Origin of the sequence: Paenibacillus sp. FSL H7-0357 (assembly GCF_000758525.1) — a bacterium.
Lineage (GTDB): Bacteria > Bacillota > Bacilli > Paenibacillales > Paenibacillaceae > Paenibacillus_AQ.
In genome coordinates this window covers 3,512,010-3,531,071 of the sequence record NZ_CP009241.1, presented here as the reverse complement: position 1 = coordinate 3,531,071, position 19,062 = coordinate 3,512,010, and the positions used below count along the sequence as shown (strand labels likewise).

Annotated in this window: 18 protein-coding genes; 10 read left to right on the top strand and 8 right to left on the bottom strand. The window is 48.2% G+C overall.

Annotated features, from left to right (window positions below; genetic code table 11):
- Nucleotides 1-31: 31 nt before the first annotated feature.
- Nucleotides 32-1,405 (top strand): NADP-specific glutamate dehydrogenase, encoded by a 1,374-nt coding sequence (gdhA, locus tag H70357_RS15275; RefSeq protein WP_038591024.1) that lies wholly within the window; start codon nucleotides 32-34, stop codon nucleotides 1,403-1,405.
- A gap of 144 nt (nucleotides 1,406-1,549) precedes the next feature.
- Here gdhA and H70357_RS15270 read toward each other — a convergent pair whose 3' ends face one another.
- Nucleotides 1,550-2,533 carry a diaminopimelate dehydrogenase gene (locus tag H70357_RS15270; protein ID WP_038591021.1) on the bottom strand — a complete coding sequence of 328 codons (984 nt, stop codon included), beginning with the start codon at nucleotides 2,531-2,533 and terminating at the stop codon, nucleotides 1,550-1,552.
- Nucleotides 2,534-2,728: 195 nt separating this feature from the next.
- Here H70357_RS15270 and H70357_RS15265 point away from each other — a divergent pair, with 195 nt between their 5' ends.
- Nucleotides 2,729-3,973 carry an MFS transporter gene (locus tag H70357_RS15265; RefSeq protein WP_038591018.1) on the top strand — a complete coding sequence of 415 codons (1,245 nt, stop codon included), beginning with the start codon at nucleotides 2,729-2,731 and terminating at the stop codon, nucleotides 3,971-3,973.
- 70 nt (nucleotides 3,974-4,043) lie between these two features.
- Here the strand turns inward: H70357_RS15265 and H70357_RS15260 are convergent, their stop codons facing one another.
- The 6 genes from H70357_RS15260 to H70357_RS15235 form a co-directional block, all read right to left on the bottom strand.
- A complete protein-coding gene (locus H70357_RS15260) occupies nucleotides 4,044-5,111 on the bottom strand; it encodes a GNAT family N-acetyltransferase (RefSeq protein ID WP_038591015.1) in 1,068 nt (355 codons plus the stop codon).
- 122 nt (nucleotides 5,112-5,233) lie between these two features.
- Nucleotides 5,234-6,250: an alpha/beta hydrolase family protein gene (locus H70357_RS15255; protein ID WP_038591012.1), complete on the bottom strand. Its 1,017-nt coding sequence runs from the start codon at nucleotides 6,248-6,250 to the stop codon at nucleotides 5,234-5,236.
- A 7-nt stretch (nucleotides 6,251-6,257) separates the two neighbouring features.
- Nucleotides 6,258-6,902, bottom strand: coding sequence for a GNAT family N-acetyltransferase (locus H70357_RS15250; RefSeq protein WP_038591009.1), 645 nt, complete (start codon nucleotides 6,900-6,902; stop codon nucleotides 6,258-6,260).
- Entirely contained in the window at nucleotides 6,877-7,680 is an 804-nt protein-coding gene (locus H70357_RS15245) for a MerR family transcriptional regulator (RefSeq protein ID WP_038591006.1), read from the bottom strand. Before H70357_RS15245 ends, H70357_RS15250 begins: the two co-directional genes overlap by 26 nt.
- Before the next feature lie 182 nt (nucleotides 7,681-7,862).
- The gene (locus H70357_RS34355; RefSeq protein WP_052092045.1) at nucleotides 7,863-9,929 is read right to left on the bottom strand and encodes a M56 family metallopeptidase; all 2,067 of its coding nucleotides are present in this window, start codon (nucleotides 9,927-9,929) and stop codon (nucleotides 7,863-7,865) included.
- Between the two features lie 2 nt (nucleotides 9,930-9,931).
- Entirely contained in the window at nucleotides 9,932-10,294 is a 363-nt protein-coding gene (locus H70357_RS15235) for a BlaI/MecI/CopY family transcriptional regulator (protein WP_038591003.1), read from the bottom strand.
- Between the two features lie 213 nt (nucleotides 10,295-10,507).
- On the opposite strand from H70357_RS15235, the gene H70357_RS15230 reads away from it, so the two are divergent.
- Both H70357_RS15230 and H70357_RS15225 read left to right on the top strand, forming a co-directional pair.
- Nucleotides 10,508-11,476: a phosphotransferase enzyme family protein gene (locus H70357_RS15230; RefSeq protein WP_231578483.1), complete on the top strand. Its 969-nt coding sequence runs from the start codon at nucleotides 10,508-10,510 to the stop codon at nucleotides 11,474-11,476.
- An 89-nt stretch (nucleotides 11,477-11,565) separates the two neighbouring features.
- Nucleotides 11,566-12,426 carry an alpha/beta fold hydrolase gene (locus H70357_RS15225; RefSeq protein WP_197073692.1) on the top strand — a complete coding sequence of 287 codons (861 nt, stop codon included), beginning with the start codon at nucleotides 11,566-11,568 and terminating at the stop codon, nucleotides 12,424-12,426.
- Between the two features lie 303 nt (nucleotides 12,427-12,729).
- Here H70357_RS15225 and H70357_RS15220 read toward each other — a convergent pair whose 3' ends face one another.
- On the bottom strand, nucleotides 12,730-13,578 hold the full coding sequence (locus H70357_RS15220) for an alpha/beta fold hydrolase (RefSeq protein ID WP_038590997.1): 849 nt from the start codon (nucleotides 13,576-13,578) through the stop codon (nucleotides 12,730-12,732).
- 234 nt (nucleotides 13,579-13,812) lie between these two features.
- Here H70357_RS15220 and H70357_RS15215 point away from each other — a divergent pair, with 234 nt between their 5' ends.
- The 6 genes from H70357_RS15215 to H70357_RS15190 all read left to right on the top strand — a co-directional run bounded on the left by H70357_RS15215 (nucleotide 13,813) and on the right by H70357_RS15190 (nucleotide 18,851).
- Nucleotides 13,813-14,487 (top strand): response regulator transcription factor, encoded by a 675-nt coding sequence (locus tag H70357_RS15215; protein WP_038590995.1) that lies wholly within the window; start codon nucleotides 13,813-13,815, stop codon nucleotides 14,485-14,487.
- A gap of 104 nt (nucleotides 14,488-14,591) precedes the next feature.
- Complete coding sequence (locus H70357_RS15210) at nucleotides 14,592-15,518, top strand: ABC transporter ATP-binding protein (protein WP_331281764.1); 927 nt, start codon at nucleotides 14,592-14,594, stop codon at nucleotides 15,516-15,518.
- The gene (locus H70357_RS15205) at nucleotides 15,511-16,308 is read left to right on the top strand and encodes an ABC transporter permease (RefSeq protein WP_038590991.1); all 798 of its coding nucleotides are present in this window, start codon (nucleotides 15,511-15,513) and stop codon (nucleotides 16,306-16,308) included. Before H70357_RS15210 ends, H70357_RS15205 begins: the two co-directional genes overlap by 8 nt.
- Nucleotides 16,309-16,322: 14 nt before the next feature.
- Complete coding sequence (locus H70357_RS15200) at nucleotides 16,323-17,246, top strand: sensor histidine kinase (RefSeq protein ID WP_081965809.1); 924 nt, start codon at nucleotides 16,323-16,325, stop codon at nucleotides 17,244-17,246.
- A gap of 236 nt (nucleotides 17,247-17,482) precedes the next feature.
- Complete coding sequence (locus H70357_RS15195; RefSeq protein ID WP_038590988.1) at nucleotides 17,483-18,028, top strand: PadR family transcriptional regulator; 546 nt, start codon at nucleotides 17,483-17,485, stop codon at nucleotides 18,026-18,028.
- A 16-nt stretch (nucleotides 18,029-18,044) separates the two neighbouring features.
- Complete coding sequence (locus H70357_RS15190) at nucleotides 18,045-18,851, top strand: alpha/beta fold hydrolase (RefSeq protein WP_052092044.1); 807 nt, start codon at nucleotides 18,045-18,047, stop codon at nucleotides 18,849-18,851.
- Nucleotides 18,852-19,062: the final 211 nt, after the last annotated feature.

The window sequence follows — 19,062 nt, the reverse complement described above, 5'->3', positions numbered from 1 at the left end:
ATCCACTATACAGACAAGGAGTGTTCATCAAGTGTCTACCCTTACACCGGAAGCCTCAGCTTCGGCCGAAAGTTATGTACGGCGTATCTATGAAGAGGTCAAACGCCGCGATCCACAGGAACGCGAGTTCCATCAGGCTGTCAAAGAAATTCTGGATAGCCTAGTGCCCGTGCTGGCCCGCCACCCCCATTACATGGAGCATGCGATTCTGGAACGGCTGGTTGAGCCGGAACGCAGCATTTCCTTCCGTGTTCCCTGGTGCGATGACTCCGGTCAGATCCGCGTCAACCGCGGCTACCGGATCCAGTTCAACAGTGCTATCGGACCTTATAAAGGCGGCATTCGTTTCCATCCATCCGTCTATTCGGGCATTGTCAAATTTCTGGGCTTCGAACAGATATTCAAAAATGCTCTGACCGGCCTTCCGATCGGAGGAGGCAAAGGCGGTGCCGATTTTGATCCCAAGGGCAAGTCAGACCGGGAAATCATGGCCTTTGCCCAGAGCTTCATGACTGAGCTGTACCGCCATATCGGCCCGGATACGGATATCCCCGCCGGTGATATTGGTGTAGGCGCGCGTGAGATCGGCTATATGTTCGGGCAATATAAACGGATCCGCGGGGGCCATGAAGCAGGTGTGCTTACCGGCAAAGGTTTGTTATACGGCGGAAGCCTGGCGAGAAAAGAAGCTACAGGCTACGGTCTCGTTTATTTCGTGCAGGAAATGCTGGCTGCGCAAGGACTGGACTTCCATGGGCAATCCGTCGTCGTTTCCGGTTCAGGCAACGTTTCGATTTATGCCATGGAAAAAGCACAGCAGCTTAGTGCACTCGTTGTCGCCTGCAGCGATTCCGCCGGGTACATCTATGATCCGAAAGGCATCAATGTCGATACTGTCAAGCGATTAAAAGAGCAAGACCGGCTGCGGATCAGCGAATATGTCAAAGAGCATCCCCATGCGGTATATACGGAAGGCAGCACAGCCATCTGGACCATCCCTTGCCAGATTGCCTTGCCTTGCGCCACTCAGAACGAGCTGGATGAAGAGGCAGCGCGGACGCTTGTAGCAGGTGGGGTGAAGGCTGTCGGAGAAGGCGCCAATATGCCCTCTACACTGCCGGCCATTGATTACTTTCTGGAGCATGGAATCCTGTTCGCACCGGCCAAGGCAGCCAATGCCGGCGGTGTAGCCGTATCAGGTCTGGAAATGAGCCAGAACGGAATGCGGCTGTCCTGGGCCTTTGAAGAGGTGGATGAACGGCTGCGGCAGATTATGAAGAACATCTACCGCAGCGCTGTCCGGGCAGCAGATGAATACGAAGTGCCCGGCAACTTAGTGGCCGGTGCCAACATCGCTGGCTTCCTGAAGGTAGCCGACACTATGCTGGCCCAAGGGGTCGTCTAAGACTGACAGGCTGCCTGACTACTGCTTAAAGAACATACTTAAAAACAGCTAACAAAAAGACGTGCCGCAACCCGGCACGTCTTTTTGTGATGATACTTTCAGCTTGTCTATGAGTGCATCGCGCCTGATCTGTCTGTGCTGCAGTTACAGCAATTCGCGGCGCAGGACTTCCGCAGCTTTCGGGGAAAGATAGCCCAGCGGAATATCGAATACCGTCTTCGCCCCAACAGCCCCTTCATTGCTCAGCCGGTAGGCGGCTCTGGCATAAGCAATAAGTACGCTGGCCGTAAACTCGGGATTGCTGTCGAGCTTCAGACCGAATTCAGCAATTTGTTTGCTGCCGTTGCCCGTGACTGCGCTGCGGATAACAAATCCGCCATGCGGCATGCCGGAATGTTCTGCGGCAAGCTCTTCTTCTGTAATAAACGTCACCGTCGTGTCATAGTCGGCAAAATAATCGGGCATATCTGTAATGGTACGCCGTACGGCTTCCTGATCTGCCCCCTCTTGCGCTACGACGAAGCAGTCGCGGCGGTGCTTCTCGCGGGTGGACAGCTGTGGCGTCTCACCGGAGCGAATACGTTCAATTACTGCCTGCACCGGTACAGTGTACTGGACTCCTGCCTTGACGCCCGGCACACGGCGGATCGCATCGGAATGCCCCTGGCTGACTCCGGTACCCCAGAAGGTATAATCCTGTCCTTCCGGCAGCACGGCCTGCATTAACAGGCGGTTCATGGAGAAGAGTCCAGGGTCCCAACCAGTGGAAATCACACCGACTTTTCCGCCCTCTTGTGCAGCGGCGTTTACCTTTTCATAGAAATCCGGAATCTTAGCATGGGTATCAAAGCTATCCACCGTATTAAACAGCTTCACCAGCTGCGGCGTCTGATCCGGCAGATCCGTCGCCGATCCTCCGCATAAAATCATTACATCAATTCGGCCTATGTACTGTTCAACATCGGAAAGGCGTTCTGTCAGGACACCTGTTTCCTCCGCCAACGGGCCGGGATCCCGGCGTGTAAAGATGGCGACCAGCTCCATATCCGGATTTTGTTGAATCGCCTGCTGTACCCCTCTTCCCAGATTGCCGTATCCTACAATACCTACTCTAATGTTGCTGCTCATGATGATCCTCCCCTGCCGGATAATTCCGGGTAATTTAATAACTTTAATTACAAGTATATATACATCACATGAAATGTAAACATTTTTCAGGAAATAGGATCGGATAATACATATACTTCCTTCTTTTATTTTTCCGCAAATTCATATACGATTAAAGCTTGAATCCAATAATTATAACAATCCGGAGGAACCATCATGGCACGACCGTTATTCGCCCGTCTGCAGGGGAACAGCCGGGGCTGTCTCGCATTTGAGCCTTTTTTCCTGATCCCGTTCAGCATGTTCTCTACCTACGCAACCTTGTATATGTACGAGCTTGGCGTTACGGAGATGAATATCGGCTGGATCACAACAATTGGACTTATCGTTCAAGTTTTGTCTTCTTTTATCAGCGGCTATTTAACTGACCGGCTGGGCCGCAAGCGGGCGATTTTATATTTTGACCTGCTTAGCTGGAGCTTGGCAACGCTGTTGTGGGCGTTCTCACAGAACCTGTGGTTTTTTGTGGCCGCTGCCTTCATCAACGGTTTTCAGCGTGTGCCGCATGTTGCTTTCTACTGCCTGATTGTTGAAGATACCCGGCCAGCCGACCGTACCTACGTGTTCACACTGCTGCAGATCATCAGTGTCATCGGCGGTCTGTTCGCACCGCTCGGCGGTCTGCTCGTCGCCCAGTACGGAATGGTGCAAGGCGTAAGGATTATGTACGTTCTCGCTTTTGTCCTGATGACGTTCCAGTTTGTCGGCCGGCATCTGACCACCCGCGAAACCGCAGCCGGGCTCCAAAAAAGACAGGAGACGCGCGAGCTTGGGCTAAAGCAGAGCCTGATCGAGTATAGCGGCGCTTTCCGCGAGCTGTGGGCTGACAGTAATCTGTTGCTAATCTTCGCCGTGTACATCCTGTTCAACTTCCAGGCCACATTGAAGACGACATATCTGTCTCTTTATCTGGCAGACTATTTGCGGCTGGACAACGGCATTCTGTCGCTCTTTCCGGCTGTGTCCTCCGTCATTATGCTGCTGACGCTCTGGCTGATTATGCCTAAAATTCCGGAGCAGGGGGCGAACCGCTCCATGATGGCGGGGTTCGCGTTGTCCGCTTTATCAAGCGTCATGCTTGTGCTTTACCCGTCATCCAGCCTGCTCTGGATCGGCCTTAGTACCATCCTGTCGGCAGTGGGGCTAATGATCAGCTCGCCTTATCTGGAAACCGCTGTCCAGAATGCCATCGACGATGATAAACGCGCCAAGGTCTTTTCCATGCTGTCCGTGCTGATTCTTCTCTTCACCTCGCCTGCGGGCATTATCGGCGGATGGGCTTACAAGCTGGACCCGCGGATTCCGCTGTGGCTGGTTACCGCCGCCTTTGTCCTCTCCAATACTTTGCTGCATCTATACCGCAAACAAATCAGCAAGCAGGCTATAGGCTCGGCGTCCTAATCAAGTAAAAGAACAACCCAAAGAAGCCGTGTTCAACCCGGCTTCTTTGGGTTTACCTATGCAGTTATAATTACTTTTTCAGCAGCATTCCCGCGGTAAACTCGGCCCACTGCGGACTGTTGAACGCTGAACATAATCCCTCTTTTTGAAACCAGGAAATATCGTCGGCCAACCGCTGTGAGGTAATTTCCATTCCACTCTCAGAGAGTTCCCGAATGAAGGTCATTGTCTTTTCAACTTCATTAGCTTTGATATAACAATACAAACAATCCATAGCCAGCTTAGGCTCCTCCTTGGACGCCCTCTCCAGATAAGTCCCCCAATCATACCAGCCCTCTTCAGTTAAGTCTCTCTGGTTCTCAATTGGCGGGTAGGAGGAAAAGGAGGCGTATTCGTTCTCCTTCTTAAATCCAAGTCCCTCCGCAATGGCCCGGGAGCCGGCATTGGATGAGACGCACAACCATTCAACCCTGCTATACCCTTTGTCAAAACAAAGCTGGACGACCCCGGCAACAACTTTCTTGGCCAATCCCAGTTTTCGAAACGGCGCATCTGTATGAATTCCCACTGCGATGGCGTTTCCTGCGGAGCAGTCACTTAAGGACCAGCTAACAATTTGATTCTCCTTACGGATGTAGCAGCCGCAGCCACCTTCCTCAAACCGTTCTTCACTTCCCCAGGCTTGGGCCCACTCCAAGATCCGGTCTGCATTGCCGTAATTTTGCTGCTTCAGGTCTTTCAGGTTAACGGGCTCCATGACATAACCTTCAGGAAGCAACAACTCCGGTTGTATGAACTCCCTGCTGCTGAGACTGTATTTATACCTTGTATACTCTCTAATGAATCTATTGGGGTGAATGGCTGGGATCTTGTCTCGCCACTCGCCCGAATCGGGGGTTACGTTATCCCAAAAATCCAGCTCTTCAGTAATTTCTTTATTAAAATCGGTGTCGCCTGCATTGCCGGCAAGCAAAATAGTCTCACTCGTCGCAATAAGTACAGCATCCGGATGTTCCGCTGAATTCACTTTTACCTCGCCCGGCATTTCTCCGTTCAGCACCGAAAATACGGACAACTCGTTCTGACTTTCCACAAGATGCCTTACCTTACTATATTCTTCTTTGTTCAAAACAATCATAGGTTAATCCTCCAGATCTGCTGTCAACTGCAATGATTACATAACATTCATTTTCAGACCCCCATCCATATTTTACAAGGGATTGTTTGGTTATAACCAATAAATCCAGCCCCCGGTGTAGGCTATCTGTCTGCTTTCTGCTGAGTGACAAACCCGGAGATCGAGTTTAAATACTCGGTATTGGTCAATTTCCCGGGTGCAAAAAGAGCCGTCATCACGGTCAGCAGCTGTGAATCCGCAAGCGGTTTATTCATCATGGAGTGGTCGGCTTCCGGGATTTTGACTACTGTCAGCAGTCCGGCTGAAATCTCTTTCCGGTAAACTTGCTCTGTTTCTTCCACATCCACGTTGATATCCTTGCCTCCCAGAACAAGCAGTACCGGTGAATTAAAATAGGTTAATTCTGCGGTAGCGTCAGACTGGACGTTTTTGCTGATAAAGGTCCATCTCTCTTCCGTGATGAGATGTTCAGGATCGGCTATGCTCAAATACTCCTTGTAAGAAGCCCCTGCCTTAAGCAGGTTCAACACTTGCTGATTGTATTTTTCTTTTTGAATGATTTCCTGAGCGCTTATGCCGGCCTGCTTCATTTCCTCCTTAGTATTGAATTGACCTTGAGTGATCCAGTTTATAGCCGGTGAGACGAGAATGCTGAAAGCAATATGGCGGTTTTCTCTCACTACCTTGGGTATGACCCATCCGGCTTGACTGGCCCCCCATAAACCGATGTTATCGGCATCAATCATTGACAACGTTTGTGCCCATTCTATTGCATATTGAATCTCCTGTGCCCGGTCCTCCATACTCTGTTCCAGCCAATTGCCCGGAGCACCCCCGATTCCAGGCTTGTTCAGAGACAAGGAAGCATATCCGTTAGTTGCCAGCACCTCCCATAAAGGCCTGTATCCTTCTTCATGATCGGCATTAACCGGGCCGTCCCCATGGACAAAAACAACAAGCCCGACCTTTCCGGAGTACTCCTCCGGCAGCACCAAAGTTCCCGTTAAGATGCCTTGCGGCGTTTCAATCCGCACGCTCTTTTCAGTCATTTCATAGTCATTCTGATAGAGTATAAACAGAACAGCGGCAGCGATCAGGCTGCCCATGATCCATAATGTCATTTTCATCGCTTTCTTCACGTGATGTTCACTCCCTGCATGTTATTACACTCGATTCCCAGGTCATTAAATGCCAGGCTGGTTCCCGGAAGATTAGATGCCTGAGCACATTGTAACGGGTCCTCCTGATGCCGAATGACAGCTTGCGATAAAGCTGGATCGCTTGGGAATTGCTGCATGAAACATGCAGTGAAAGCACTTTGCACCGGGATTGTACAGCCATATTCTTGGCATAATTCAACAGCTGTTGTCCGGCCCCCTGATTCCGCTCCCTGGAACTGACAGCAAGATGTTCAATGTAGCATTCGGTTTCATGCGGAGCATAGCTCAGCGCACCCAGTCCTGTCACCAGCTTCAGAACCTTTGCGGGGCCATATTGTCTGATCAACTGGACTAAATTCACCTGACTCTGCGGATTATTCCGGGGTTCTGAAGGCTTCCATTTTAAACAGAGCACACCGGCGATCTTCCCGTCTTTTCGGGCAACAAATTGTTTAACAGATGCATCTCTGCAGTCAAAGGTCCAAAGCTTCATTAATAATTCAGTCATCTCTCGATCGCTCAAATGAACAAGGGCTTGAAATTTGCCCCGGAAAGAGTCAACCAGCAGCTCGCACACCTGCTCATGATCATCCTCATGAAAAGGCTCAATCTGAAACTGGGGTGGATGCATAGTTTTCAGTCTCCCTTTCCGATAAGCCCACTTTGGCTTGGATTTGATAATGCAGCTGCTCATTGCTGAACATGGACAAATAGGACTTTTCAATCACCACAATTTGACCTTGGCGTGTATACCCATGTTCTTGTATATATTGTTCCAGCTGCAAAACCTCTTGTTCGATCTCTTCCTCTCGATGCACAGAAAAGTTCTTCAGCAGATAGTCACCTTCTTCAAGCACGTAATCGGCAGGTTCCATGGTCTCATAACATATACTGATCACTCCGCCACCTGTTAAGTAATGCAGATCCTGTTCATACAAATCCGAAGGAGCGGGTCGGTGTTCATACAATGTTCCGGCAGTAAGCACTTGATGCTCATCAAGAGACAGCCAGTGTCTCAAATACCGGGGACCCAAAGAAACCATCACAACTTCCTGATCACGTCCCTCCATTTCCGCCTGTTCACTCAATACCTTATGAATGAATTGTTCCAGCTTAACCAATCTGTGGATTTCTTCCTGAACTTTGGTCAGCGACTGTTCAAAAACCTGCTTGTACTGACTGCCGGAGTATGAAGTGAGACATTGCTCGATCTGACTAACCGGAATATTCAGTTTGCGCAGCAGCAAAACATGGGATAGCTGATAAATCTCATCGATCCCATACATCCGGTATTGATTGTCTTCCGTAAATGCCGGGTATAGCACGCCCTTTTCTTCAAAATAACGCAGCTGATGAACGGAAACGTTCATTAATTGTGATAATTGGCTAATCGTAAGGGTATCTCTCATATGCGGGGCTCCTTTGTCTCTTTTGGATATCTCTACTATAAACCTTAGGTCTGACCTAAGGTCAACCGAAACATGCAAAGAAATCACCCAACTCTGCGCATAACGCACATTCAACAGCAAACAGACCCCCTCCCAAAACTGGAAGACGGCCTGTTTTTGAATCTAATATTCAAAGGTTTAGATTATGGCAGATACACCTCAGAAATGCCGGTAACAAAATCATCCTTGTAAGTAACTTTGCATAAGGGCGAATTGTCAGAGTATTGATTGAGAAATTCAATAAATTCCTGCTTGGTTACGTCTTTATAAGAGCCCCAGTTCTCCTGGTCAAGGAGGCTATACTTCGTTTCACCGGTTACTTTCATGGGGTCTGTAATTGTATATTTGTTAAGAATATAGAATCCGCCCGGCAAGTTTTCCTCCGTAATATTCAAATCCTTAAACCGCGCAGAATCCTCAAGTGTCAGCCACTCAACATTGTCAAAATCAAAGGATTCACTGTCCAAGCTGAAGTTCAGAACATATCCTAAAGTAGTGCTTTCCGGAGTGACGGCAAAGTCTGCTGCTGTTGCATTATAATCCACCTCAAGCTTATCCTTGGCAACCGTTGGCCCGATAAAAGTTTTGATATACCGAATGGCCACCTGCTGAGGATCAAGAAGCCAGGCCTCCTCCCCCTGATCAGCTTGTGCCTGCAAACGGTCATAATATTCTGCGGGCGGGAGATCACTTTGCGGAGTATGGTAGTACTCATTGCCACGGGTATCCTTCCAGCGTTCAACGGCCCAAATTCCTTTATCCCCTGCTTGCGCGGGCTGTGATAACAGCAGCTGGCTGGTCTCCCCCAGGGTCAGTGGAAATTTGACCAGAATATGCTTCCCGCTATAGGTCTCATGAGATAATAGCTGTTTGCCTTCAAGGAATACACGAAGTGCGGTCTCCTGGCCGGCAATTGTACTTAAATCATATTCTGCGCTCCGGAATGAGCCCAAATAATTCGGAGTATCCTGTTCATAGGAAAAAACCATTATCGGATCGCCCATGCTGCCCTCTTCGATAAGCATTCCGTCTTTCAGATCAAATGCCCCACTTACTTTAGCCGGATCATCAGGCTTCAGGCGATACTCCAGGTGCCAGATTTGCAAAGAAGCAGGCATCAGATTATCAAACTCTGCCAGCTTTTCAAACTTCGTGATGCTGCTGTCCACAATTTTGAACTCATTTGCCTCATTGCTGGCAAAACCCGCAATTTCCTCTTTAATGAACTGCTCGGCATAATCCCGTTCAGTTAATGTGGTTTGTCTCGGATTACTCATAAGACCCACACTGACAGCAGCAATGACAATAATAACAAGGCTAACTACCCAGAACGCGGGTTTCCTGTAGTTCAGGATATTGAGAATGCGTCCTTTCGTGTTATTCTCACCAAAGGCAAGCGGTGAACCGCCTATGAACCGTCTGCCCGCCGAAAGTGTTAAAAGTGAAGTGGAATAATCCTTTTTGATGCCGCTGCCCAGCTGCCGGATGACACTTTCATCGCAAGACAGCTCCATATCCTCGCTCATCAGAACAAAAGCTATCCAGACCAGCGGATTAAACCAATGTATGCATAATACAGCAAATGCTAAAGGTTTGATCAGATGGTCAAGTCTTTTGATATGCACCTGTTCATGTTTCAGAATATACCCCCGCTCATGTTCTCCAAGCTCTGCCGGAAGATAAATCTTGGGCCTGATTGCCCCGAACACAAATGGGGTTGCGAGTCCCTTCATCTCGTAGATATTTCCGCTGATCTGCTGTGCAGGTTTCAAGCTCCGAACTAACCGGACCGTTGCCCTAATGCTGTAGAGGAGCAGCACCGCAATCCCAAACAGCCATACATATTGGCCCACAAGCAACCAGATATTCGTATCGGCAGCAGTACTTGTATCCACCACAGATGCAGCGGCAGTTGCAGGTTCAGCCAGCAGGTTATTTAATGCTTGCCCGCCTCCGGCTAATCCGCTTGGAATCTGGGGCGGCTGTGTGGCGATCCGCTGAAGCGGGATCTCCTGCGCTTTGGCAGGAATCAGGCTGAATACACTTTCGAAGGAGAACGGGCATACGAGCCGGAACAACACCACTGACCACAGGGCATAAGAGAAAACCTTGGGAACTTTTCTAAGCAGCAGCCGGGCCACAATCACAAACACGATGACATAGCTGCCGGTAAGGCTCATACTCAAAAGTTGCAAAAACAGCGATTCCACCGCTATTCCTCCTTATGATCCTGAATCACTTTTAGAAACTCGTCAATCTCTGTGTCGCTCAGTTTACGGCTTCTTGTGAATGCGGCCAGAAACTTCGGCAACGATCCCTGAAAGGTCTCCTCTACAAACTGCTTGCTCTGCTGGGCATAGAAATCATCTTTGGAGATGAGCGCTGCCACCATACCCTCTTTGTTTTTAAAAACCCCTTTGCTCTCCAGACGTTTCAGCATCGTATAGGTCGTCGATTTTTTCCAGTTCAGTTCAGATTCGCATAGCTTCACAAGGTCGCCCGACGGGACTGGCTCATGGCTCCAGATGAGGTCCGCAAATTTAGTTTCCATCTCCGTCAGTCTGATTTTATCCATTCTGCAGAACTCCTTTGGGTCTACAAGCTGTAGACTAATATAGTCACAGTTTACAACTTGTAGACCGTTTTGTCTACCAGAAGTTCCACTTTTTAACACACGCTATATTTGGGACAGTTTATTTATAAGCGTTAATTCCCGGAAAAGAAGCAAAGAATCCTGTTAAAATAAGGAATTATAATACCTTTTATTGGAGGGAAGCTTTTGAACACTATGCTCGCATTGGCAGAAGCAGCTTTACAGCAGTATCGCATAGAAGTAGCGTCTATTCATTTTGTCGGACAAAGTGCAAGCCAGGTTTTTAAAATTGTGGATACCCGCAACAACGGTTATAGCCTGCGAATTCATGCAGCAAAAAGTGAAACCATGGACAGTGATTGGACCTCACCGGAAACGCTCCGCTCGGAAATGATATGGTTAGAGGCCCAGTCGGCGGGGACAGACTTAACTGCACCAGCACCCTGCCGGAATCATCATGGCGAATTGGTGACGGATGTAGACGGAGTGAAGTGTACACTTATTGAATGGCTGGAAGGGGAACAACAACAATTCATTACTACCGTGGAAGACGCCGGACGGATAGGTGAAATGATAGGAAAGTTGCATCAGCGGGCTTTCTCATGGACTGTACCTGAACAGTTCACAAGACCGGTCTATGATGGAAAGCGGATCGGGCAAGCGCTTGATAAGCTTCATCATTGGGGTAAGGCAGGGATAATCGAAAGAGAAAATGCAGAGCTGCTTACAGTAGCAGGCCAACTTGTGATGAACAGGATGAATACCCTCGATACCACGCCAAATTATTGGGGAATCATTCATGCTGACCTGATCCCCAGCAATTTTATTTTTTATAACCAAGAATGCCGCCCTATTGATTTTGGTGCCTGTGGGTTCGGGTATTTCCTGTTTGATCTGGGGTGGACCTTCTCCTATATTCACCCGGCATTCAGGGAACAATTATTGAAATCCTACTCCGGTCATTTTATGCTGCCGCCTAATCACATTGAGCTGTTGGAGGTTTTTTTTGTAGCCGCACAGCTTGAAACCATGAATTTCTGGATAGGGCTGCCTGATGCCAAGGATTGGCTGCCGGAGCATATTCAAAGACTGGCCTCCAGAGAGTTTAAGCATTATGTTAACAAAGAACAATTTCTGTTCACATGCACACCCTACTGGGAGTAATCGCATAAAAAAAAGAAACATATGTTCCCTTTATTTAGTTCATATGGTATAATTCATCCAAATACATTAGATTCGCTTGGAGGTTAATTATGCGGGATTCAATCTTAGAGGAAAAGCTGGAGCATCCAAAAATCTACAGAAACCTGGCTAAGCTGAACAGTCTGGAAATGTTTTATCTGGATACACGTACGGAAGGTCCGGTCATTCTTTGTCTCCACGGCAGATGGGGCAGAGCAGAAACGTGGGTTGATTTCATGCGGCATTACGGCAAACAATACAGAATTATCGCCCCCGATCAAAGAGGTCACGGACTAAGCAGCAAACCTGTATCCAAGTATACGGGTGAAGAAATGGCCGGGGACATTGTTGAACTATTGGATCATCTGAAAATCGATTCGATCATTCTGGTAGGCCATTCTATGGGCGGGAGGGTAGCCGGATATCTGACAGCCATGTACCCAAATTACATACAAGCCTTAGCGATATTGGATAAATCCCCAGCCGGGCCTGCCACGCCAAGCCTGCTGCCATTAGATCAGCTACCATGTGTTGAGCCTGTAACCAAGGATTGGCCGCTGCCCTTCTCCAGCCTAAACGAAGCGATGGACTATATCCGGCAGGCCATGGAATCGGAGCTTAGCTATCAATATTTCATGAACAGTCTGATCGAAACCGTCGATGGATACCAGATGATGTTCAGTCCCCAGGCGATGGCTGCCAACATTCATTACAATGCAGATTGGTATCACCTGCTGCCGGAGATCAAGTGTCCCGTTTTACTGATTAGAGCTAAGAACAGTGAGGGCGTACCAGACGAGGATTATAACAAAATGCAGTCCCTGCTAGCGAATGGTCTTGCCTATGAAATGTCCCATCCCGACCATAATGTGCATCTCAGTAACAAGGAAGAGTTTTATGCCTATATGGATGGATTTTTAGGTCAACTTTAAGCAACCGGAATCGTAAAGAGGATCAGGAAAGTTCGCCGTCGGCGATCTTCTCTGATCCTTTTTTCAAACGATTATATAAGTTAAACTTTAGTTTTACCGAGCCGGCATAGAACGCAACTGCGGTGAATGTTTGGACTTTCGGCCGCTGTTGTCCCCAGATTTCTTGATTTATACCGCCATTTGCGGTTGAAATCCGGAGACAAAGGCGGTCGCTATCGCTCCTACAGTTCCAAAATTCCCCTCCGTTGCTTTAGCCTCTTGGTAGTTCTTTAGTTCAACTCATATAGCGTATCTAAACAAAGCTTACTCCTGTGTCATCCACTCTATTAATATTTGATTAAACAGCTCCGGTTGTTCAAACATCGGATTATGTCCGCTGTGCTCGAAGATTACCTTCTTTACATGGGGATATGTCTCGTCGATAGCCTCCCATAAGGAAACAGGCCCAACCAGATAATCATATCTTCCCAGCCCGATAAAAACCGGCATGCTGACATCCTTCAGCATCTGCAGCAGATTCATCCCGGCAAATACCTCACCCCACAAATAATCCATAACCGGCATATTTGTTTGTACCTGTTCCCACATATAGGCTGCATCAAAGGAATAGTCGTAGAAGCTCTGTGCACCCATTCGAATACACATGTGAACGAAGCGGCGTTCCGGGTCTAGCCTGATGTCGCCTTCTAGCAGAGCCATGTCCTGTTCGAATCCTGTCTTTCTCTCCAGACTTGCAGTCTCATTGAAAAATGCAGTGCTCTGACTTTGCCTTTCCCGGCTATTGCTTGGGGCTGAATTCAGCAGAATTACTTTGTGAACCTGCTCCGGATATTTCCTGGCATACTCCAGCGCCATAAAAGCATGCCCCGAATGCCCCATTATGACCACATCACTCAGGCCAAGCTGCTGCCTTGCGAGCTCGAGGTCATCCAGCACCCGGTCCAGCCGGTACTGCTCCGGCTTCAAGGCTGCAGACGGACTGGCAAAACCTCTATGATCAAGGAATATAAACTGAAATTGTGCAAATAACTCTGCCGAGAAGAGTTGCGGATAATAGACGCTGCTGCCTATAACCAATATCTTTGGCCCGGTTCCTTGTACAACATAATTCAGTTTAACACCGTCATTGCTTATCACTTGTCCTCTGTTCATCTCATAATCATCCTCATTTCATTTGTTTTTTTTGCGCATCCCTCCTTTCCCTTCCTGAACCCATGATATTTTCCATTGAGCGTTCCAGCACTCTGCTCACCCCTATACCAAATCGTTGGCGCACATTTATGCGCACTTGTATTATTATACCATCTCCAGTCAAAACAGTTGCCACCAAGGGAAACCCTGTGTTATGTATGTAAGGAATTGAAAACAGAAAGGAAGCATAGGGCTGTGGGGACTATTCTGATTATTGAAGATCATGAGGATATCAATCTAATGCTGGCCGAAGCATTAAAGGGAGCGGGATATCAGGCGAAATCACTTTTTACCGGCGCTGACGGATTAACAGAAATTAGGAATACACATTATGATTTGATTTTGCTGGACATTATGCTTCCATTCTTAAACGGGGATGAGCTCCTTAAAGAAATCCGTGGTATTTCGGAAACACCCGTGATCATAATTTCCGCCAAGGATAAGGTGGGTACGAAGATCGACCTGCTAAAGCTGGGGGCGGATGACTATATTACAAAGCCCTTTGACTTAAGCGAAGTTGTGGCACGGGTAGAATCGAATCTGCGGCGTTCACAGCAACAGCAAAAAAATCGGTTCCGGTATAAAGATCTGTCACTGGACGACCAGACTAAACGGGTTACGGTAAATGAAAGCGAAATAGATCTGACTGCCAAAGAATATATGATCCTGGAACTGCTGCTGAAGCATCACGGCAAGCTGTTCACCAAGGCGAATCTGTACGAAACGCTCTGGCCGGATGATGATGCAGGGGATGAGCAGACGGTCAAAACTCATGTCAGCAATCTGCGCAGCAAGCTAAAAAAAGCAAACCCGGCTATAGAATACATAGAAACGGTATGGGGCCTCGGCTACCGCCTGTACAAGGAGTAAACGCTGTTCCCTGTAGTTTTCCGGCAGTTTTTCGACTACTTGTATCCGCTTAACCTTTTCTAAACCTGCCGCCTTTACACTATAGCCAGAAAGGATTGGTGGGCATGATGAACAAATATGTGCTGCGAACAAAAGGTTTGACCAAAAGCTACAAAGGTGCAAATGCACTTAAGGATCTGTCCCTTACGATGGAAGCCGGCCGGATTTACGGTTTAATCGGGCAAAACGGTGCCGGCAAATCCACATTAATGCGTATTGTAGCCGGACTCGCTTTCCCTTCCTCTGGAAGTATTGAGCTATTTGGCCAAAACGGCGAAACGGCGCTGCAGGCGGAACGAAAAAGACTGGGCTGTATGATTGAGCATCCTGCGCTAACCCCGCATATGACGGCAAAGCAAAATCTCACCTTTCATAGGATCATGCGCGGTATCCCCAGCGAGACCCTGGAAGATGAGCTGCTGGCATTGGTTGGCCTCAGCGGTACAGGAAAGAAAAAGTCCAAAAACTTCTCGCTCGGCATGAAGCAGCGGCTCGGGATTGCCATCGCTCTGCTCGGCGACCCCGAGCTGCTGATCCTCGATGAGCCGATTAATGGGCTTGACCCTTTGGGAGTGGTTGAGGTACGCAAGCTGCTGATCAAGCTGTGCGAGGAACGGCAAATGACTATCCTCATCTCCAGCCACAATCTGCCGGAGCTGTATCAAGTGGCGACCGACTATTTTATTATCCATCAAGGGGAACTCAAACAATCGATCACCCTCGCAGAGCTTGAGGAAAGCTGCAAGCATCATCTGCGGATCAGCTGTGATCAGCCGGAGAAGCTGGTCAGTATTCTGGAAATGCAGCTGCACACCGGCAACTACAAGGTTATGCCGGATCAGACGGTCAAGCTGTACGACTATTTAAATGAAAAGGAACGGGTGGCACGCACTCTCTTTGACAATGGGATCGTGGTTACTAGCCTGAGTATCGAGGGAGATACCCTTGAGGATTATTTTATTTCGGTTATTGGGGGTGACCGGAATGCTTAATCTGATCCGCGCCGATTGGTACAAGCTGCGCAAATCCAAGGCGTTTATACTTTCCAGCTTGTTGTCATTTATAAGTGCTTTAGGAATGAATCTGATTTCCTATTGGATTGGGCAAGGCCAGATGCCTGCAGAGCTGGGTTCGCTCACCTTCAGCTTATCCGATCTGTTCATTCTGACCCTTCTAGGCTCGTTCCTTGCAGGCAGCTTCATCTGCGGAGATTTTGAGCATAGAACCATACAGGATGCCATTTCACGCGGCCATAGCCGGTTTAAGGTTATGCTCAGTAAGGCAATTGTGTATTTCATAGCTACTGCCGTTCTGCTGCTTCCCTACATTGTGATCACCAGCATTGCTTTCAGTACAGGTGAAAAGTTCAGTACACCTTATGCCGCTTCGGTGTTTTTGCAAATATTGGACAACAAGTCCGGCATTCCCTTTGATGCTGAGTCCCTGCTGAAGCTGATCGCGGTCATGCTGACCCTGTTGACGGTATATGCTGCGCGGCTGAGCATTTGCATCCTGTCTTCCTTTGTACTGAAGAAGTCTTCACTTGTTGTCGGCATCGGGTTTGGCGGTACTATGCTTCTGGATCAGTCCCTGGGTCTGGGGAACAATCTTCCGTCGGTGGCAAAATTGTTCTCCTATACTCCTTTCGCCTCGGGTTATACGGTGGTGACTCTGGATGCAAGTGCCGGGGAACTGTTCAAGGCCACAGCGGTCAGCCTGGCTTTTATCGCCCTGATGTTAGCTGTCTCCTATAGCGCATTCAGAAAATCGGAAATGAAATAGCAGAAAGGCTGGTGATGATGTTGGCAATTGCAGCAGGGTTCCTGGGGTGTTGTGTAGTTATGCTCATCCTGTATATTGTTGTTCTTCATCTGCAATTGCGCAGCATCAACCGGCAGCTGGATAAGCGGCTGGGCATACAATCACGTCAGCCGCTCAGTCTGGAGCTCATCAACCCCGAGTTGAACCGCTTAACAGCTAATATCAACAAATCCTTAAAGGTGGAAGAGAACCTGCGTCTGGACAGCATTCTGGAAGAAAAAAGATTCAAGGAGCTGATTGCGAATCTCTCGCATGATCTGCGCACACCGCTTACCGCGATAAAAGGCTATCAGCAGCTATTGGATACAGGCGGACTGTCTGAGGATCAGCAGCGCAAACTTCAAACGGCTCAAAAACATGCCGATAAGCTGGGAGCGTTAATTGAACAGTTTTTCGAATATGCCTATTTGGAAAATGCGGAGCCGGTGCCTGACAAGAAGCGCATCCATCTGACAAACCTTGTGACAGAATGCCTGGCGGAATCCATCACTGAATTTGAGCAAAGACATCTGGCGGTGCATCTTGTAGATGCTGCGCCAGTGTTTGCTTTTGCCGATAAGAAAATGGTCGTACGGATGGTCCAGAACCTGATCCGCAACTGTGTCACCCACTCGGACGGAACTGTGGAAGTACAGATACTTGCTGGTCAACAAGCGGCTATCGTCTTCAGAAATCCAGTGAAGGATGCTACTGCTATTGATGTACAGCGTATATTTGAACGTTTCTATACCGCAGATCAAGCAAGAGGCGCAACTACAGGACTGGGCTTGTCCATTGTCCGGCTGCTTGCGGAACAATCGGGCGGCAGCACCAGTGCCTCCATACAGGATGGGATGCTAGAGATAAGAGTCGAGCTGCCTCTATATGAATCCACCTCCATTGGAAATGATAGCCGCTGAAAAAGCTCTGGGTAAAATTATTGCCGCCCAATTGACAGAATAACAAATGCAGCAGCAGGTCTTAGAAGCTAAATTCATTAAATAACACAACAGAGCACGGCAGGCACAACCTCCGCTGCTCTGTTTTTTTGTGCCGATGAGATGGCTTGTAAGGGTTGAAATTATAAGATCAACGCTGTATGATATATCTAATAGTTACATATCTAAAAGATATATTATAGTCAGGAGCGAGGGTTATGGCCAAATCAGGAAATACAATGTTCGCAGTTCTGGGTGTTTTAACGAAAGGAGTCTATTCCGGATATGACATCAAGAAGCATTTCAGCGGCTCGCTTCATCATTTCTGGAGTGAAAGTTACGGGCAGATTTATCCTGCTTTGAAGGAGCTTGTTGCTCAAGGATATGCTGTGGAAGCCAGCACACCCAATCAAACACGCGGGCAGAAGAAGTATCAGATTACGCCTGAAGGCATGGATCATTTCCGGGAATGGCTGTCCGCCCCCATCGGCGCCCTTAACTACCGGGATGAATTGCTGCTTAAGGTTTTTTTTGCAACCCCTCAGGATAGAGAAGTCATTAGAGGTTTGTTCGAACATGAGCTGGGTGAGCTCACAAATGCCATGGAGGTTTACCGTGAACAACAGCGTGCATTAATAACACAGAAGCAATCGCCGGAAGATTTACCGATGTGGATGTTAACCTTGAACTATGGGATCCTGTCAACCGAAGCTAGACTGCAGTGGTGCAAAGAATCAATTGAATGGTTAAATCAACAGCGTTAACGAGGGAGTGAAAAAAGTGAATCAGAGTGAACTGCATAACATCCAGGGTGTAAACTTTAACATCGATGTACAAGGAACAGGTGAACCGCTTGTGCTGCTGCATGGCGGCTACTCCAACCTCAAGGTGTGGGATCTCCATGTGGAAAGACTGGCTCAAGCTTATCAGGTGATCCGGTATGATCAGAGAGGATATGGACAAAGCGACGCTATCACCACTCCCTTCTCCTATTATCAGGACTTGAAATCCGTTCTGGATCATCTTGGGATTACCCGTGCCAGTGTTGTTGCCTCTTCCTTTGGAGGAAGTGCTGCGATTGACTTCGCTCTGGCCTATCCGGATCGTGTCAGCAAGCTAATCCTTGTTGCTCCTTCTGTTAACGGTGCCAAGTATCCCTTGCGGCTGTCCTGGGAAGGCATGAAGGATTTCCTGAGAGTCCGCCGGGTTGGAATTAACAAGGCTGCGGAGCATTTTATGAAGAACAGCTTCTGGCACTACCTCGTTCCACAAGATCAGACGCTTCGGGCTCAATTCAAAGAGCTTTATGTCAGTAATGAAGTCTTTTATCAAGGTAAACCCAATTTGCACCGTCCTCTAATGCCTCCGGCCTACAGTCGCTTAAATGAAATCAGTCATCCAACCCTTGTTATGGAAGCCGGGCTGGATTTGCCCTTCAACAAGCAGATCTGCAGTTACGTACATAAGAATATTCCAGCTTCAGAACTAGTTCAGCTGCGTCAATGCGGCCATTATCCGCATCTTGAGCAGCCTGCTGAATTTATAGAGTTGATTATTGAATTCTTAAATAAAGACTATATTAATTGAACTTATAATTCTTCTATTTTGGGGTTGGTCGTGACTACAGAGAATATTTGGACTTCCGGCCGCTGTTAGGTTTGGATTTCCTGAATTTAACCGCGAATCGCGGTAGAAATCCAAACCTTGCCCACGCTTCCGAAGAGAGCTTTCCTGCGGAAAGCTTTCAGGCGGACGCTATCGCTCCTCCAGTTCCAAAATTCCCCTCCGCCACTTTTCC

What these genes read in the sequence shown, in the direction of transcription:
- H70357_RS15210 (WP_331281764.1), top strand. Translation starts at nt 14,592, where the DNA reads ATGATGAACAAATATGTGCTGCGAACAAAAGGTTTGACCAAAAGCTAC.
- H70357_RS15195 (WP_038590988.1), top strand. Translation starts at nt 17,483, where the DNA reads ATGGCCAAATCAGGAAATACAATGTTCGCAGTTCTGGGTGTTTTAACG.
- H70357_RS15235 (WP_038591003.1), bottom strand. Translation starts at nt 10,294, where the DNA reads ATGGATAAAATCAGACTGACGGAGATGGAAACTAAATTTGCGGACCTC.
- H70357_RS15270 (WP_038591021.1), bottom strand. Translation starts at nt 2,533, where the DNA reads ATGAGCAGCAACATTAGAGTAGGTATTGTAGGATACGGCAATCTGGGA.
- H70357_RS15245 (WP_038591006.1), bottom strand. Translation starts at nt 7,680, where the DNA reads ATGAGAGATACCCTTACGATTAGCCAATTATCACAATTAATGAACGTT.
- H70357_RS15205 (WP_038590991.1), top strand. Translation starts at nt 15,511, where the DNA reads ATGCTTAATCTGATCCGCGCCGATTGGTACAAGCTGCGCAAATCCAAG.
- H70357_RS15230 (WP_231578483.1), top strand. Translation starts at nt 10,508, where the DNA reads ATGCTCGCATTGGCAGAAGCAGCTTTACAGCAGTATCGCATAGAAGTA.
- H70357_RS15225 (WP_197073692.1), top strand. Translation starts at nt 11,566, where the DNA reads ATGCGGGATTCAATCTTAGAGGAAAAGCTGGAGCATCCAAAAATCTAC.
- H70357_RS15220 (WP_038590997.1), bottom strand. Translation starts at nt 13,578, where the DNA reads ATGAACAGAGGACAAGTGATAAGCAATGACGGTGTTAAACTGAATTAT.
- H70357_RS15250 (WP_038591009.1), bottom strand. Translation starts at nt 6,902, where the DNA reads ATGCATCCACCCCAGTTTCAGATTGAGCCTTTTCATGAGGATGATCAT.
- H70357_RS15200 (WP_081965809.1), top strand. Translation starts at nt 16,323, where the DNA reads ATGATGTTGGCAATTGCAGCAGGGTTCCTGGGGTGTTGTGTAGTTATG.
- H70357_RS15265 (WP_038591018.1), top strand. Translation starts at nt 2,729, where the DNA reads ATGGCACGACCGTTATTCGCCCGTCTGCAGGGGAACAGCCGGGGCTGT.
- H70357_RS15260 (WP_038591015.1), bottom strand. Translation starts at nt 5,111, where the DNA reads ATGATTGTTTTGAACAAAGAAGAATATAGTAAGGTAAGGCATCTTGTG.